The 16,242-nt window shown below is 65.2% G+C and carries 14 protein-coding genes; 7 read left to right on the top strand and 7 right to left on the bottom strand.

Annotation, left to right across the window (positions count from 1 at the left end; genetic code table 11):
* Positions 1-280 precede the first annotated feature (280 nt).
* Positions 281-1,573: a M20/M25/M40 family metallo-hydrolase gene (locus tag ACI0FO_RS22805; RefSeq protein ID WP_416030422.1), complete on the bottom strand. Its 1,293-nt coding sequence runs from the start codon at positions 1,571-1,573 to the stop codon at positions 281-283.
* A gap of 353 nt (positions 1,574-1,926) precedes the next feature.
* On the opposite strand from ACI0FO_RS22805, the gene ACI0FO_RS22810 reads away from it, so the two are divergent.
* Positions 1,927-3,891: a SurA N-terminal domain-containing protein gene (locus tag ACI0FO_RS22810; protein WP_416030424.1), complete on the top strand. Its 1,965-nt coding sequence runs from the start codon at positions 1,927-1,929 to the stop codon at positions 3,889-3,891.
* A 7-nt stretch (positions 3,892-3,898) separates the two neighbouring features.
* On the opposite strand, the gene ACI0FO_RS22815 is transcribed toward ACI0FO_RS22810, so the two are convergent.
* Complete coding sequence (locus ACI0FO_RS22815; protein WP_416030426.1) at positions 3,899-4,564, bottom strand: arylesterase; 666 nt, start codon at positions 4,562-4,564, stop codon at positions 3,899-3,901.
* Between ACI0FO_RS22815 and ACI0FO_RS22820 the strand changes: the two genes are divergently transcribed.
* Positions 4,563-5,240 carry an ABC transporter ATP-binding protein gene (locus ACI0FO_RS22820; RefSeq protein WP_006222273.1) on the top strand — a complete coding sequence of 226 codons (678 nt, stop codon included), beginning with the start codon at positions 4,563-4,565 and terminating at the stop codon, positions 5,238-5,240. The genes ACI0FO_RS22815 and ACI0FO_RS22820 overlap by 2 nt on opposite strands.
* A 73-nt stretch (positions 5,241-5,313) precedes the next feature.
* On the opposite strand, the gene ACI0FO_RS22825 is transcribed toward ACI0FO_RS22820, so the two are convergent.
* The 3 genes from ACI0FO_RS22825 to ACI0FO_RS22835 are packed head-to-tail and all read right to left on the bottom strand — an operon-like array spanning position 5,314 to position 9,059.
* Positions 5,314-6,297, bottom strand: coding sequence for an ABC transporter substrate-binding protein (locus tag ACI0FO_RS22825; protein WP_416030428.1), 984 nt, complete (start codon positions 6,295-6,297; stop codon positions 5,314-5,316).
* Between the two features lie 25 nt (positions 6,298-6,322).
* The gene (locus ACI0FO_RS22830) at positions 6,323-7,969 is read right to left on the bottom strand and encodes an ABC transporter permease (protein ID WP_416030430.1); all 1,647 of its coding nucleotides are present in this window, start codon (positions 7,967-7,969) and stop codon (positions 6,323-6,325) included.
* 13 nt (positions 7,970-7,982) lie between these two features.
* Positions 7,983-9,059, bottom strand: coding sequence for an ABC transporter ATP-binding protein (locus tag ACI0FO_RS22835; RefSeq protein WP_416030432.1), 1,077 nt, complete (start codon positions 9,057-9,059; stop codon positions 7,983-7,985).
* 243 nt (positions 9,060-9,302) lie between these two features.
* Here ACI0FO_RS22835 and ACI0FO_RS22840 point away from each other — a divergent pair, with 243 nt between their 5' ends.
* The 3 genes from ACI0FO_RS22840 to ACI0FO_RS22850 all read left to right on the top strand — a co-directional run bounded on the left by ACI0FO_RS22840 (position 9,303) and on the right by ACI0FO_RS22850 (position 11,476).
* Positions 9,303-10,211 carry a LysR substrate-binding domain-containing protein gene (locus ACI0FO_RS22840; protein ID WP_416030434.1) on the top strand — a complete coding sequence of 303 codons (909 nt, stop codon included), beginning with the start codon at positions 9,303-9,305 and terminating at the stop codon, positions 10,209-10,211.
* 12 nt (positions 10,212-10,223) lie between these two features.
* Positions 10,224-10,934, top strand: coding sequence for a phosphoserine phosphatase SerB (serB, locus tag ACI0FO_RS22845; RefSeq protein ID WP_416030436.1), 711 nt, complete (start codon positions 10,224-10,226; stop codon positions 10,932-10,934).
* 233 nt (positions 10,935-11,167) lie between these two features.
* Positions 11,168-11,476 carry a hypothetical protein gene (locus tag ACI0FO_RS22850; protein WP_416030438.1) on the top strand — a complete coding sequence of 103 codons (309 nt, stop codon included), beginning with the start codon at positions 11,168-11,170 and terminating at the stop codon, positions 11,474-11,476.
* Positions 11,477-11,481: 5 nt separating this feature from the next.
* Here the strand turns inward: ACI0FO_RS22850 and fabV are convergent, their stop codons facing one another.
* Positions 11,482-12,672, bottom strand: a complete 1,191-nt coding sequence (fabV, locus tag ACI0FO_RS22855; protein ID WP_416030440.1) for an enoyl-ACP reductase FabV — start codon at positions 12,670-12,672, stop codon at positions 11,482-11,484.
* Positions 12,673-12,817: 145 nt separating this feature from the next.
* A complete protein-coding gene (locus ACI0FO_RS22860) occupies positions 12,818-13,768 on the bottom strand; it encodes a DMT family transporter (RefSeq protein ID WP_416030442.1) in 951 nt (316 codons plus the stop codon).
* A 68-nt stretch (positions 13,769-13,836) separates the two neighbouring features.
* Between ACI0FO_RS22860 and ACI0FO_RS22865 the strand changes: the two genes are divergently transcribed.
* A complete protein-coding gene (locus ACI0FO_RS22865) occupies positions 13,837-14,742 on the top strand; it encodes a LysR family transcriptional regulator (protein ID WP_416030443.1) in 906 nt (301 codons plus the stop codon).
* A 413-nt stretch (positions 14,743-15,155) separates the two neighbouring features.
* The gene (locus tag ACI0FO_RS22870; protein WP_416030445.1) at positions 15,156-16,202 is read left to right on the top strand and encodes a TRAP transporter substrate-binding protein; all 1,047 of its coding nucleotides are present in this window, start codon (positions 15,156-15,158) and stop codon (positions 16,200-16,202) included.
* The last annotated feature ends 40 nt before the right edge of the window (positions 16,203-16,242 follow it).

The raw sequence follows: 16,242 nt of genomic DNA on the forward strand, positions 1-16,242 counted from the left end.
GGCGTCAGCCGCGCCGTCGCCGGGCCGCCCCAAGGCGGCGCAGCCCCCTCGGGGGGCAGCAAGCGAGCGAAGCGAGCACAGCGTGGGGGCCCTGGCGTCAGCCGCGCCGCCGCCGGGCCGCCCCAAGGCGGCGCAGCCCCCTCGGGGGGCAGCAAGCTCGCGCAGCGAGCGCAGCGTGGGGGCCCCTGGCGTCAGCCGCGCCGCCGCCGGGCCGCCCCCAAGGCGGCGCAGCCCCCTCGGGGGGCAGCAAGCTCGCGCAGCGAGCGCAGCGTGGGGGCCCTCACTTCAGCGCGGCTTTGTCTTGCGACACGTCCATGATCATGCGGGTTGCCAGGTACAGGCGCGGCACGATGCTGTTGATCTGGATGTACTCGGCATCGTTGGAGTGGGCGCCGAATCCGCTCAAACCCATGCCTTCGACGACCGGGCCGCGGGCTTTCAGGGCGGCGAACGCGGCGTCCGTGCCGCCGCCGCTGGCGCGGTCGACGACTTTCATCGGCAGGTCCAGCTCTTTATAGATCTGCACGCCGTGCTGGGCCAGGGCGCGGGATGCGGCGGTGGCCTCCAGGGGCGGCCGGCGCACTTCGAACTTCACCGAGACTTTGGATTCGGGCAGCAGTTTCTTCTGAATGCGCTCTTCCAGGGTGCGCGCCAAGGCGTCGAAATCGGACACGCGCAGCGCGCGGGCGTCGGCCTGGGCGGTTGCCTGGCCGGGGATGACGTTGCGGTTGGTTCCTGCCTGGGCCACGGTCCAATTCAGTTTCAGACCCTCTTCGGGCTTGGATAGCTTGTCCAACTGCAGCAGTTGGTGCGCCAGTTCATAAAGCGCGTTGACGCCGCCTTCGGGCCGGGCGCCGGCGTGCGAGGTCTTGCCTTGCACGGTCAGATAGGCCGCGCCGATACCGCTGGTGGCCAACGTCAGGCGGGCTTCGGCGCCGCCGCCTTCGAACGAGAAGACGGCGTCCTGATCGGCCCCCAGCCGCGTGATGGTGCTGCGGGCGCCCGGCGAACTGATCTCTTCGTCGCCATTGATCAGCACCGTAAGGGTGCCGAAGTCGCGAAAGCCCAGTTTCTGCAGCAGGGTCAGCGTGTGGATGATGGTCGCGACGCCGTGCTTGTCGTCCGCGATGCCCAGGCCGTAGGCTTTGTCGCCATCCACCCGGAACGGCTGGTCTTTCAACATGCCGTTGCGATAGACCGTGTCCATATGCGCGATCAGCATAATCTTCTTGGTGCCGGTTCCCTTGAACTCGGCATGTACCATCGGGCCGACTTTCTCCGGGGTGTCATCCAGCCGGAAGACATCGGTGGCCGGCAGGATCTCGACGGTGCCGCCCAGCGCCTTCAGGCGGTCGCGGATCAATTCGGCGATGCGTTCCACGCCTTCGACGTCCTTGCTGCCTGACTCGATGTTGACCAGATCCCGCATGGTGTCGAGCATCGCCTGTTGCTGGGCCTTCGCGGCTTCGTGCACGGCGGCCACGGGCGCGGCCAGCGCCGCGTGCGCGCCGCCCAGAAAGGCCAGGGCGATACAAGCGCGCAGAACATGCAGGCGGGGGGAGGTAAGCGGCATCGAGGAAACCCTTTATGTGGCGGTGAAAGGGGCGCCGGCCGGAAAGGCGAGGCGTCGGGGACGCGACCAAACGGCGAGCGACTCCTGAAAGTCACGATACGAGGGCGCGGGAGGCGCGAAAATGGTGATTTCCCGGGTTGACGGCGCGCGCCTTCCATGTAGTGGGGACAGGTCGGAAGGCCCGACGGGAACTTGGAGAGATTCCGAAGCTCCCATACGGGCGGGTAATGCTAAAATCCGCCCGCTGATCCGGTAATGACCGGTATGGGAATGGGCGAATCGAGTTCGCCCTTTTTTATGCGTTTTCTTGCGGCTCTGGGTGGATACCCCCGGAGCGCGGCAACAGGGATTCCATGTTCGAATTTATTCGCAGCCATCGGCGCTGGATGCAGTTCATCCTGCTGATTCTGATTGTGCCGTCCTTCTTCCTGGTCGGAATTCAAGGCTATGACAGCTTCATGCGCCAAGAGCCTGAGTTGGCGACCGTCGACGGCCAGCCTATTTCGCGTGCCGAATTTGACCAGGCGCACCGCAACCAGCTGGAGCAGTTCCGCCAGCGCATGGGCGCGCAATTCGACCCGGCCGTGGTCGACACGCCGGCGATGCGTGAAAGCCTGCTGAATCAGCTGATCAATCAGCGCCTGTTGGCAAACGTTGCCGTCGACAACCGTTTCACGGTGTCCGATGAAACGCTGCGCAACACCATTGCCGCCATTCCGGAAGTGCAGGACAACGGCCGCTTCTCGCCCGAACGCTATCGCCAGGTGCTGGCAGCACAGGGCATGTCGCCGACCTCTTTCGAGGCTGGCCTGCGCCGCGACCTGGCGGTGGCCCGCGTGCTGGAGCCCATCGGCCAATCGTCGCGCGCGCCCGCTGAAGTCGTGGCATCGCTGGAAACCGCACTGACGCAGCAGCGCACGGTGCAGACGCGCCGCTTCGCCGCCGCGGACTTCCGCTCGCAAGTCACCGTTGCGCCGGCCGACATCCAGGCCTGGTACGACGCCAACAAGCAGCAGTTGCAGGTGCCCGAGCAGGTCCAGGTGCAGTACCTGGTGCTGGACGAGGCCGCCGCCACGCAAGGCATTCAGGTCAAGGACGAAGACCTGACGTCCTATTACGAGCAAAACAAGAACCGCTTCGGTCAGCCCGAACGCCGCCGCGCCAGCCACATCATGATCGAACTGGCCCCGGGCGCGTCGGAAGATGCCCGCAAGGCTGCCCGCGCCAAGGCTGACGACCTGGCCCGCCAGGCCGCCGCCGATCCGGCGCAGTTTGCTGAATTGGCCCGCAAGAATTCGCAAGACGCCGGGTCGGCTGCCAATGGCGGCGATCTGGGCTGGCTGGCGCCGGGCATGTTGACCGGTCCGCTTGAAAAGGCGATTTTCGGCCAGGCCAAGGACCAGGTGTCCGGCGTGGTGGAAAGCCCGTCCGGCCTGCACATCGTCAAGGTCACTGAAATCCAGCCCGCTGCCATCAAGCCGCTGGCCGAGGTCAAGGACCAGATTACCGGCGAAGTCCGCAAGCAGCTTGCAGCGGTGCGCTTCTCGGAAATGGCCAGCCAACTGAACAAGCAGGTCTATGACCAGCGCGACAGCCTGCAACCCGCGGCCGACGCCGTCGGCCTGAAGCTGCGCACCGCTTCGGGCGTGACTCGCGAAGGCCTGCTGCCCGCCGATAAGGCCGGCCCGGGCTCGGCCGCTGACAGCCCCGACGCCGAGCTGCTGGACAATCCGCGCGTGCGCCAGGTGCTGTTCTCGCCGGACGTGCTGCGCGAAAAACAGAACTCCGGCGTGATCGAATTGTCGCCCGCCACCATGATGGCCGTGCGCGTGGCCGCCGTGGAACCGGCGCACGTGCCGGCGCTGGACAAGGTCAGCGACACCATTCGCACCAAGCTGCTGGACGAACGTTCGGCCGAAGCCGCCAAGAAGGCCGGCGAGGCCGCGCTGGCGGCCGACAAGGCCAATCCGTCGGCCGCGCCGGAAGGCTTCTCGCCTGCCGTGACTGTGTCGCGCCAGGACCCCAAAGACCTGCCGCAAGCGGTGGTGGATGCCGCGATGCGCCTGCCGGCCACCCAGTTGCCCGGCTATGCCGGCGTGCAAGCCGGCGTGGACTACACGCTGGTCCGCCTGGAAAAGGTCGAGGCCGGCACGGTGGATGCCGCCGCCAAGGACCGTCTGAAGCAGCAGTTGTCGGGTGGCCTGGGCCAGGCCGAAATCGAAGCGCTGCTGAAGATGCTGCGTGAACAGTACAAGGTGCAAGTGCTGCCCAGCGCCGCCGAAGTCATTCGCGGCGAGCCGCCGCAGGCGGCAGGCTGATCAGGCGCTAGTTCAACAGTGGTCGCAGCGCCGGCCACACGTTGTCCAGCAATTGCGGCTGGGCATCCTCGTTCGGATGGATGCCGTCAGCCTGGAACATCGCCCGGTTCGTTGCGATACCTTCCATCAGGAAGGGCACGAGCCGGGCGTTTTCGTCTTTGGCGACCGTGGGAAACAGCTGGGCGAAACGCTGCGTGTAATCGCGGCCATAGTTGGGCGGGATCTGCATGCCCACGATGAGCACCTGCGCGTCCGCCTTGCGCGACGCCTGGGCCATGGCGCGCAGGTTTTGTTCGGTCATGGCCAGCGACAGGCCGCGCAAGGCGTCGTTCGATCCCAGCTCCAACACCACCACCGCCGGCGCGTGCTGGCGCAGCAGTGCAGGCAGGCGAGCCACGCCGCCGCTGGTCGTATCGCCGCTGATGCTGGCGTTGACAACCTGGTACTTGGGGTATTGTTCCGAAACCCGGGCGGACAGCAAGGGCACCCAGCCCGTGCCGCGCTTGATGCCGTATTCGGCGGACAGGCTGTCGCCCACCACCAATACGGTGCGCGGCGCGGAACCCTGGGCCGCCGCAGTGGTCTGAGCGTGGGCGGGGGACGCCATGACGGCGGCTGCCAGGGCGGTTTTCGCCAGGGCGGATGTAAGACGCAGACGGGAAAATAGGCGCATGGATAGCAAGAATTCGATCGAGGTGAAAGGGCTGGGCAAGCGGGTGGCCGATGCCGGCGGGACGCTGTCTATCCTGGAGGGTATCGATTTTACGGTGGCAGCCGGCAGTGCCGTAGCCATCACCGGAAGTTCCGGATCAGGCAAATCCACCTTGTTGGGACTGCTGGCCGGGCTGGATGTTCCCAGCATGGGCAGCGTACACCTGGCCGGGCAGGACTTGTTCGCGCTTGACGAGGATGGCCGGGCGCGGCTGCGCGCCAATCATGTGGGATTCGTGTTCCAGTCGTTCCAGTTGCTGCCGAACCTGACCGCGCTGGAAAACGTGATGTTGCCATTGGAGCTGGCCGGGCAATCCGCCCGCGAAGCCGCGCAAGCCATGCTGGAACGCGTGGGGCTGGGCGCGCGGTTGCACCACTATCCCCGAACGCTCTCCGGCGGCGAGCAGCAGCGCGTGTCGCTTGCCCGCGCCTTCGTGGTGCAGCCCGACCTGCTGTTTGCCGATGAGCCCACCGGCAGCCTGGATGCCGCGACGGGCGTCACGGTCATCGACCTGATGTTCGATCTGCACCGCGAACACGGCACCACCCTGGTGCTGGTGACGCACGACCCGCAGCTGGCCGCGCGTTGCGGGCGCCAACTGGTGCTGGCCGCCGGCCGGATGGTCCAGGGCGCCTGAGGCGCCTCGGCCGAACCGGCCTGCCTGCTTGACGGTTGGCCGTTCTGCGCGGCCAGACCGGCTTACCTGGCGGTCATTTCGCTTTGGCGACCGCCTGGTTCCATGCCGCGACCACGGATTCATACTCGGTGGCGGCGGCTTCCTGGCTGACCGGGAAGATCTTGACCGTGGACAGATCGGGCAGGGTGGTCAAGCTGGCCACGGCCACGTCGGTGCGCGTCGGGCGGCGGAAGTTCTTCACCAGCTGCGCTTCTTGCGACGCCTTGCTTAGCAGGCCGTCATACAGCGCCTTGGCAGCATCCAGGTTCTTCGCGCCCTTGATGATGAACATCCCTTCCGGCGCCAGATAGCTGCCTTCGCTGGGGTAGACGAGCTTGATCTCCTTTTGGCCGCCGGCCACGTATTCCTGCGCGGCGTACTCCAGCGTCATGCCCACGGCGTATTCCCCGGCGGCCACACCCTTGTAGGTGGTACCCGACGAGGCCGTCACGACCGCGTTGGCGGCGATTTTGTCCAGGCCGGCCTGTCCGAACTGCTTGTACAGGCCGTACACCAGCATGTAAGCCGTGCCGCTTTTGGAAGGGTCGGTAATGGCGAACTTATTCTTCCACTGCGGCTGCATCAGGTCCGACCAGGTGGCCGGCGCCGGCAGGCCCTTCAATTGACGCTCGTTGACCATCATCACCATGACATGCACGTTGGTGCCAACCCAGAGGTCGTCCGGCCCGCGGAACTCGGCCGGGATCTTGTCCAGGTCGGCCGGGCGGTAGGGCTGAAGATGCTGCCGGTAGGCCCCCAAGGTGCCGAAACCGCCGCTCCAGAACAAGTCGCCGCGCGGATTCTGCGACTCGGCCTCGATGCGCTTCATCATCGTGCCGGTGCCGCCCGTGACGGGCTGCACGTTGAGCTTGGGGCTCGTCTTCTTCACCGCTTCCAGCGCGGTTTCGATGGTTTCCGTGTTGTTGGACGAATACAGCACGACATTCTGGGCGTGCGCGGCGCTCGTCGCCAGGGCGGCGGTCAGGACACTGGTGCGTATCAGGTGCTTGAGTTGCATGGCTAGCCTTTGGATCGAAGGGGGGTTATTTGCCGGAGAACAGCTTGATGCGGAATGCCTTGACCGACACGATGATGGGCAGCACGATCACCGTGACCAGCGCGGCGCCGTAGGCGGAGGCCATGCCCAGCCGGCCGCCGTCGACCTGGCGGAAGATGGCGATCGGCATGGTTTCCAGACCGCCGCTGTAGGCGACGATCGATGCGGAGAGTTCCGAGATGGTCGTGAGCCACATCAGGATGGCCGCCGAAATGATCGACGCCTTCATGGCGGGCAGGATCACTTTGAAGAACGTCATCAGCGGGGATACCCCCAGGCTGATCGAGGCCTCTTCGATCGAGTCGGGGATGTTGAACAGTACCGACGAGGCGTTGCGCACCGCGAACGGCAGGCGGCGCACGGTGTAGCACAGCACCATGATGCCGGAGGTGCCCGCCAGCACCAGCCAGCCGGTGTTGAACGTCTGCACCAGCGCAATGCCCAGCACCGTGCCCGAGATCGTCAGCGGCAGCACCACGATGTAGTCCAGTACTTGCGTGAAGGCGCTGCGCTTCTTGATCGTCAGGTAGCTGACCAGTACGGCGAACGCCACGCCCAGCACCGTTGCCAGCGAGGCGAACTTCAACGAATTCAGGATGGGTTCGGGCGCGCCATGCACCGCGCGCTGCATGCTGGCCAGCGACCACTGGCCCCACTGCATGACCGGCCCGCTGGTCTTGGTGAAGGCGGCCACGAACACGATGATGAGCGGCAGCATGGACAACAGGATCACGAAGCCGACGCCGCCGGTGTAGAGCGCCGCCGTCCACGAGCGCACCCGCACGGCGGCCGGCGCGCGGCCCTGCGTCATGGTGTAGACCTTGCGTTCGACCACGCGTTTCTGGAAGAACAGCACGATGGCGACGATGGCGATCGACACCACCGACATCGCGCTTTGCAGCGTGGGGCTGCCGCCCATTTCACTGACAAAGGTGTTGTAGGTCATCACCGATAGCAGCGGCACGCGGCTGCCCAGCAGCATCGCCAGCGCGAAGTTGCCCACCACCAGCGTGAAGACCACCAGCGCGTTGACCAGCACCGCGGGCAGTAGCACGGGCACCAGTACCCGCAGCTTGGTCAGGAAAGGCGGGGTGCCCAGGCTCAGGCCGGCTTCTTCCAACTGTCCGTCGAAGCCGCGCAGCGCGGCCAGCACGCCCAGGTAGATATACGTGTAATAGACGAGCGTCATGGAAAAGACCATGCCCGTCCAGCCGTAGAAGGACGGCAGCGAGATGCCCGCGTCGCCCAGCAGATTGGTCAAGAGGCCGTTATTGCCCAGGATCAACAACCACGACTGGCCCACGATGATTTCGGGAATCACGATGGTCAGCACCGGCAAGATCGCCACCAGGTTCTTCAGCGGGAAGTCATAGCGCGCCACCATGTAGGCGAACGGCACCCCCACCAGCACCGTGCAGGCCGTCACCGCCAAGCCCAGCACCAGTGTGTTGCCGAAGGCCTCCAGATATTGCGAGTCGGCCAGCAGGGCCTTGAATCCCTCAAGCGAAAAGCCGCCGTCTTGCCCGGTGACGCTGTTGCCGAACAGCACGCCCAGCGGATACAGCACGAAGAACAGCAGCAGGACCAGGCTGATCGCGGTCAGGATGCCCCAGGGCCACCATTTGATTTTCATAGCGCGGGCGTCCTCAGGCGTTGACGACGCGGCTATCAGCCGGGATCAGCACCTGCACGGCTTCGCCGGGCTGGAACTGCGCGACCATGTTGCCGGCATGCAGCTCGACCCGGATCTCGGAACCATTGTCCAAGGCGATGCGATAGGCGGTCTTGAAGCCCAGGTACTGGCGGCGCAGTACTTTGCCCGGCAGCGTGTTCGGCACGTAGGGCGCGGGCGCCATCAGGGCCAGTTCCTCGGGCCGTGCGATCAGTACGCCGCTGGCATCCAGCCGGGCGCTGCCGCGCACGCCATCGAATCCCAGCCCGCAAAGTTCATAGCGGACATGGTCGTCGGGCGCGCCTGCCAGCCCCGTGCGCGCAGGCACTGGAATCACGTTGGCCGAACCGATGAAGTCGGCCACGTAAGCGTTGACGGGCGTCCCGTAGAGTTCTTCGGGGGTGCCCAACTGCGCGATGTTGCCGTGGTCCATGATGGCGATGCGGTCGGACATGGCCAGCGCCTCTTCCTGGTCGTGCGTGACGAAGACAGTGGTGATGCCGGCTTCACGCACCAGGTCCAGGATGACGTCGCGCATCTGCAGGCGCATTTTCGCGTCGAGGTTCGACAGCGGTTCGTCCATCAGCAGCACGCGCGGCCGGATCACCAGCGCGCGCGCCAGCGCCACGCGCTGGCGTTGTCCGCCGCTCATCTGCGCGGGATAGCGGTCGGCCAGCGCCAACAGTCCCACTTTATCCAGCGCCTCGTTCGCGCGGCGAGTGGTTTCGGCGCGCGCCACGCCACGGGCGCGCAGGCCATAGGCCACGTTGTCGAAGGCAGTCTTGTCGGGGAACAGGGCGTAGTCCTGGAACACCATGCCGATATCGCGGCGGTGGGCCGACACGTGGGTCACGTCGTCCTGGTCGAACAGCAGGCGTCCGCCGTCGGGGGCATAAAAGCCCGCAATGCAGCGCAGCAACGTGGTCTTGCCGCAGCCGCTGGGCCCGAGCAGCGTGTAGAACGCGCCGTCGGGAATGTGCAACGACAGATTGCGCAGCACTTGCTGCCCGCCGAAAGTCTTGACGATGCCGTCTACCGTGATCGATGCCATGTTGGGTTCCTGCTTAGGTTCCCGGCATCATAGGAATGCGTCCGATCGGCGACCAGCAGTGTTTTTTAAGGCATGGCGTTAGATTTTCTAAGAGGTCGGCGCCGCCGCTATCCCCTAGAATGCCGCTGAACAGGGCGGGCGCCGCCGACAGCCGCGCCGCCGATAAGTAGACAACAAGGGTAAACGTGGGAAAGAGCAGCACAGTCTTGCGCCTGGCCGGCGGCCGGGCGGGCGTCCGCTGACATGGCGGGGCAGAGCCTGCCGCCGTTGAAAGCCCTGCGCGTCTTCGAAGCCGCGGCGCGGCTGCGCAGTTTCACGGCGGCCGCCGACGAGCTCAGCATTACGCATAGCGCCGTCAGCCAGCAGATCCGCATTCTTGAAGAGTACGTGGGCCAGCCGCTGTTCGCCCGCGAAGCGCGCGGCGTGGCGTTGTTGCCGTGCGCCCAGGCGTATTTTCCCGAGGTACAGGCAAGCCTCGAACGCATCGCCGCGGCAACGGCCAAGCTGAAGTCGCCGGCTTACGGCGGCGTGCTGCGCGTCTGCGCCACGCCGTCGCTGACCATGAAATGGCTGATCCCGCGGTTATCGGCCTTTCAGTCCCGGCATCCGGGGATCGACGTCCAGCTCAGCACGCAGGCCCGTCCGTTCCTGGACCGGGGCGGCGATTCCGGCGCCGACGTGTTGATACGGCACGGTTTCATGGCGCAGTCAGACCTGGCCTGCGTGCACTGCCTGGACGATTTTCATCTGCCGGTGGCGTCGCCGCGCTTCATCGAGCGCAATCGGCTGGCCGCGCCGGCAGACTGCCTGGGCCATCCGCTGTTGAAGATATCGGGCGGCATGGACCACTGGCCGCGCTGGTTTGCATTGGCCAAGGTGGACGTGCCCGCGCAGTTGCCCGGCCCCGTGTTCGATCACCAGTTCCTGTGCATGCAGGCGGCCATGAACGACCTGGGCATTGCCCTGGCGCCGTGGAGCCTGCTGGAAGACGACATCCGCGCCGACCGCTTGCGGCCGTTGTTCGCGCAACCCCAACTGCCCAATGCCGGCATTCATGCCCTGTACCGGCAGGACGGTCCCGCGGCGGTGCCGGCGCAACTGTTTATCGCCTGGCTGTGCGCGCAGCAGCACGGCTTGCCCCATCCCGGATAAAAAAGGACTCCGATGCTTCCTTCTTCGATGGCCGCTGGCCTGCAATGGCGCGGCATTGCGCCTCCACTGACGCTTTCCGATTACCGCGTCATCGCGTTCGATATGGATTCCACGCTCATCTCGATCGAGACGCTGGATGAAATGGCCGATCTGATGGGTAAGAAGGCCGAAGTCGCGGCGCTGACCGAAGCGGCCATGCGCGGCGATATCGTTGACTACAAGCAAAGCCTGCGCCAGCGCGTGGCCTTGCTGGCCGGCATGCCCGAGACGCTGCTGGACACGGTCTACGAGCAACGCGTGAAGATCAATCCCGGCGCTGAAACGCTGATTGCGGCCTGCAAGGCCGCGGGCCTGACGTGTTTGCTGGTGACGGGCGGCTTCACCTGCTTTACGGACAGGTTGCGCGTGCGCCTGGGCTTGGACGATGTGCGCGCCAATGTTCTGGAAGTGGTCAATGGCCATTTGACAGGGCGGTTGCTGCCGCAGGCTTGGGGCGATCTCTGCGACGGCGAAGAAAAGCGCCGCAAGCTGGTGGACGTGTGCGCGGCTGTCGGCGTGGGGCCGGAGCGCGCCATTGCGGTGGGCGATGGCGCGAATGATCTGCCGATGATGCGCGCGGCCGGGTTGTCGGTGGGCTACCACGCCAAACCGGCGGTTCGACGCGAGGTGAACGTGTCGATCGACGACGGCGGGCTGGACAGGTTGTTGGAGTTGTTCGCGTAGTGACGGCGAGGCGCCCATGCCCGTTCAAGAATAAATCGAATTGATTCAGTAAAAAAATGCGAGTAGTCTCATTGACAACCGCGACATAGAAGCATTCGGCGTTTGATAGAGACTCGCGTGTCGTCGACTTTCTTGGCGATCAGCGCGTGGATTTAAGGTTTTGCAGGACGACGCCGTTATCAGGTCGGAAGGCAAGTTCGCCTTCTGGATCTGCCAACGCCTTGGGAGGCGTCATGACCGTTCGCAATTCACTGCTTGCGTTGTCTCTTGTCTCGTTGCTGGCGCCTGCCGCGGCCAGCGCCCAGGATGGCACGATTCGATTCTCGGGCGCCATCGTCGAACCGGCAGGGTGCCGGGTTCAGATGGGCGGGGGGTCCCCTGCGGCGCCCGTGCCGCAGGTCAGTTGCGAGGAATCCGCCACTCGCAAGGCCATCCCCGCCGCAAACATCGTCAAGGTCAGCTTGAAGGCGTTGCCGCCGGTGGCGGACCGCAACGGCGGTCCGGACCGGCAATACCGCATCGTGACCCTCGATTACCTGTAGGCCGATCAGATCAGGCCGCGGATTTCCACGGCCGGATCCACATCGGCCTCGTAGTCCACGCCGTCGATGTCGAAACCGAACAGCCGCAGGAAGTCTTGCTTGTAGCCGGCGAAATCGGTCAGTTCGTAGATGTTGTCGCTGGTGACCTGGCCCCACAAAGCCTGCACCTGCGCCTGTACTTGCGGGTCCAGTTCCTTGTAGTCGGTGCGTAAGCGGCCATCGGCGTCCAGGATCGGCGTGGCGCTGCACAGGCTGTCTTTGTACAGCCCATGGACCTGTTCGATGCAGCCTTCGTGCGTGCCGGCTTGCTTCATGATTTTGAACAGCAGCGACAGGTACAGCGGCATCATCGGAATTGCCGAACTGGCCTGCGTAACCACGGCCTTCAACACCGACACGCGCGCGTCGCCGCCTCGCGCCGCCAGCTTGGCGCGGATGTCCAGCACCTTCTCGTCCAGATCTTTCTTGGCGGCGCCGATCGATCCGTTCCAGTAGATGTCGTGCGTGATCTTCTCGCCCAGATAGGTGAAAGCGGTGGTCGTGGCGCCTTCGGCCAGCACGTCGGCTTCCAGCAGCGCGTCGATCCACATTTGCCAGTCTTCACCGCCCATGACGGCGATCGTGGCGTCGATCTCGGCTTGCGTGGCCGGTTCAAGCACCGATTCCTTGACGATTTCACGGTCGGTGTCCAGGCCGCGCAGGTTCACGGCCTGACCGATGGGCTTCAGGGTTGAATTGAACACCTGGCCTGTCCGGGGGTGCGTGCGGCGCGGGGCGGCAAGGCTGTAGATCACCTGATCGACCTGGCCCAAGTCTGCCTTGATGGCGGCAATGGTCTTTTGCTTGATGTCGTCCGAGAACGCGTCGCCGTTGATGCTCTTGGCGTACAAGCCTTGCGCTTGCGCGGCGTTGTGAAAGGCCGCCGAGTTATACCAGCCGGGCGTGCCGGGTTTCGCGGCGTCGGCCGGGCGTTCGTAGAACACGCCCAGCGTCTGCGCGCCACAGCCGAACGCCGCGCTGATACGGGCTGCCAGGCCATAGCCCGTCGAGGCGCCCAGCACCAGCACGCGCTTGGGGCCGCCAGCGATCGGGCCTTGCGCCTTGACGTAGTCGATCTGGTTCTTCACGTTGGCCTCGCAGCCGACGGGGTGGGTGGTGACGCAGATGAAACCGCGCACGCGGGGCTTGATGATCATGAAGACCTCACTCGGGAAATGCGAAATGCTGGGGGAATGCCGGATGCGGCCGCGGCCGGTGCGCGAAAGCACAAAAAGCGACCAGCATTGTACGGGAGCCGGGACTGGCCCGCTGCCGGGCTGGCCTTGGCCACCCCGTTGCTGGTCAGCCCGCGCTGGCCTTTGGCGCAGCGGCGCCCCGGCGCCATTCGACCAAGCCGATGCCGATGCCGCTGGCGCAAATGATCGCAATGCCCAGCCAAGTCAGCGGATCCGGGAAATGGCCCCAGACTAGCCAGCCCACGGACGTGGCGCTGATGATTTGCAGATAGATGAACGGCGCCAGCGTCGAGGCGGGCGCGCGCCGGTAGGCAGCGATCTGGAACAGGTGGCCCACGCCGCCGGTGACGCCGGTCGAGATCAGCAGGAACCAATCGAACGCGGACAGCGATTGCAGCACGGGTAGCGCCGCCGGCAGCACGAAGGGCAGGGACAGCGTCAGGCAGGCCGTGCCTACCGCGCCGCTCCAGATCAGCGAGGTGAACGGATCGTCGCCAGCTACCCGCCGCGTGGCGATGAACTGGGCCGCGAAGCAACAGGCCGTCAGCAGACCGAAGACGGTACCGACGGGGTGCAGCCCGCCACCCGGCCGGATGACGATGATCACGCCGATGAAAGCGATGCCCGCCGCGACGAAACGCGATAGCCGGGCGGGCTCTTTCAGGATCCAGGGCGCCAACGACAACACCAGCAGGGGCGCCAGGAAGTTGATGGCCGTGGCCTCGGCCTGAGGGATATAGCTGAGCGTCGTGAAGAACATCAGCGTGGCCAGGAACATCGAGCCGCCCCGGATCAGCTGTTCGCGCGGGCGTTTGCTGCGCAGCACGCCCACGCCGCGGGCGGGCAAGACCAGCGCCAGCACCAGCACCAGATGCACGACATAACGGAACCAGGACAGCACCAGCAGCGGCACGCCTGCGTTCATCACCCATTTTCCGCTGGCGTCCAGGCAGGACAGCGTCCACATCGATAGCACCAGCAACAGAATACCGACCAGCGGTCCGCGGGAAGCGGGCGCGGCGGCGGGTTGCGGGCGACCGTGATCGGCCGGGGGCATGGACGGGCTCCTAATGGGGGAAACGGGCGGCTGCCATGATACGCTCATCCCGCCGGGGGAACAGGCCAATGATAGAACTACGCAACATCGAAACTTTTTTCTGGGTCGCCACGCTGGGCAGCTTTCGCGCCGCGTCGGACAAGCTCAATACCACGCAGCCCGCGGTCTCTCAGCGCATCGCGTCGCTGGAGGCCGATCTGGGCGTGCTGCTCTTCGAGCGCGACGCGCGGGGCGTCAAACTGACGGCCAAGGGCCATGAATTGCTGTCGCATGCCGAACGCATGCTGCAAGTGCGGCGCGACATGTTCGAGGCCGCGCGCGAGCAGAACGTCATGCTGGGCACGGTGCGCATCGGTGTGGCCGAGACCATCGTGCAGACCTGGCTGCCGACCTTGATCGAACTGATCCACACCACCTATCCGGCGCTGGTGCTAGAGATCGAAGTGGATACCACCCATGTGCTGCGCTCGCATCTGATGTCGCGGCAGATCGATCTGGCGTTTCTGATGGGGCCGGTGCTTGAGGCACGGGTCGAGAACCTGCCGCTGTGCACCTATCCGCTGGCTTGGGTCGCCAGCCCCACGCTGGATCTGGGGCCGGAGCCGTTGACGCTGCAACGCATCGGCAAGCTGCCGATCATCACGTACCCGTCGAACAGCTCGCCATACCGGTTCGTGCGCGACATGCTGACGCGTGCCGGGGTGGCCGCGCCGCGCATGTATGGCAGCGCGTCGATGTCGATGGTGGTGCGCATGACGCAGGACGGCATCGGCACCAGCGTGATCGCCCCGGTCTTTTTGGGCAAGGAGCTGGCGCGCGGCGAATTGCGTATCTTGCGCGTCGAGGCCGACCCATTGCCGGCGCTGAATTTCACGGCGACCTGGGTGCAGGGGCCGGACAGCCATGCGGTCAAAGTCATTGCGCAGATGGCGCAAAAGGTCGCGGCGCAGGCCGAAGGCGGCATTCCCCTCTAGGTGTTTTCCCCAGATGCCGCGCGCCGGCAGGCGCGGGCATGCGTCGGCGGCGCTTTCCGAATCGGTCTGTGATCGCCCGCAAACCCGCGCCGACAGGCGGTTTGCGCGATTGTCGTCGCGCCGCCCGCGCGAGACCCAAGAAATATTTATACCCCCATATCGGAACATACGATTGGACGCGGGGCGTCCCTGACGCTGCAATGGCGGCACACCAATAAGCAACGCCTGGATACACAGCGCGGGGGGAAAAAGCATGAATACGCATCCGTTCCAGCCTTGGACGCGCGCAGCGGCCGGTTCGCCGCGCCACGCGTTCGACTCCCGCCCCTGAGTCCCGAATTCCTAACCGCGTGCGATCAGGGTAACGGGATCCCGCGCGCGACAGACCATCCCGCCAGCCAGGAGTTTTGTCCATGAAGAAGTCTCTTGTTTTCGCCGCCGTCGCCGCCAGCATGCTTGCCGGCGCCGTCCACGCGCAAGATCTGCCCAAAACCCAGTTGAAGGTCGTGGGAGGCCTGTCCAACCTGACCGCCTACAACGACTACGAAAAGCCGTTCTGGACCAAGACCATCCCGGAGCTGTCCAAAGGCCAGATCACGGCGGACATCAAGGGCTTCAATGAGATGGGCCTCAAGGGCCCCGAGCTGCTGCGCCTGATGTCCCAGGGCGTGGTCGAGTTTGGCACCGCCACCTTGTCCTACTTCGCCAGCGACAACCCGATCAACGAAGCGATCGACCTGGCCGGCCTGGCGCCGGACGTCAAGACCGCGCGCGCCGTCACCGACGCGTTCGAACCCGTCTACGCCAAGCTGTATGGCGAAGGCAACAACGTCAAGCTGTTGGGCATCTCGACCTATCCCGCCCAAGTGCTGTTCTGCAATGCGGAAATCAAGAGCCTGGCGGACATCAAGGGCAAGAAGGTCCGCACCAGCAGCCGCACCACCGCGGAATTCGTGGAAGCGCTCGGCGGTTCCAGCGTCACGATGGCCTTCGGCGAAGTGGTTCCGGCGCTGCAGAATAAGGTGGTCGACTGCGCGATCACGGGCTCGCTGTCGGGCTATTCGGCCAAGTGGTACGAAGTGTCGACCCATCTGGTCGCTCTGCCGATCAACTGGAACCAGCAGATCCACGCCGTCAACCAAAAGGCCTGGGACAAGCTGGACCCCGCCGTGCGCACGTTCCTGCAAACCAACATCAGGACGCTGGTCGACAACATCTGGGAAGCTGCGGCCCGCCAGACGCAAGAAGGCTATGACTGCAACACCGGCGCCGCGGCTTGCCCGTTCCCGGTCAAGGGCAAGATGGTTCTGGTTCAGCCTTCCGACGCCGACCGCGCGCTGCTGAAGAAGGTGGCGCAAGAAGCCGTGCTGCCCAAGTGGGCCGCGCGTTGCTCGGCGCAGTGCGTCAAGGACTACAACGCCACCATCGGCAAGACGCTGGGCCTGACCGCCAGCAAGTAAGCGCCGTGGCGCGCCGCCGCCCATGCGCGGCGGCGCGTTG

Origin of the sequence: Achromobacter marplatensis (assembly GCF_049060505.1) — a bacterium.
Lineage (GTDB): Bacteria > Pseudomonadota > Gammaproteobacteria > Burkholderiales > Burkholderiaceae_B > Achromobacter > Achromobacter marplatensis_A.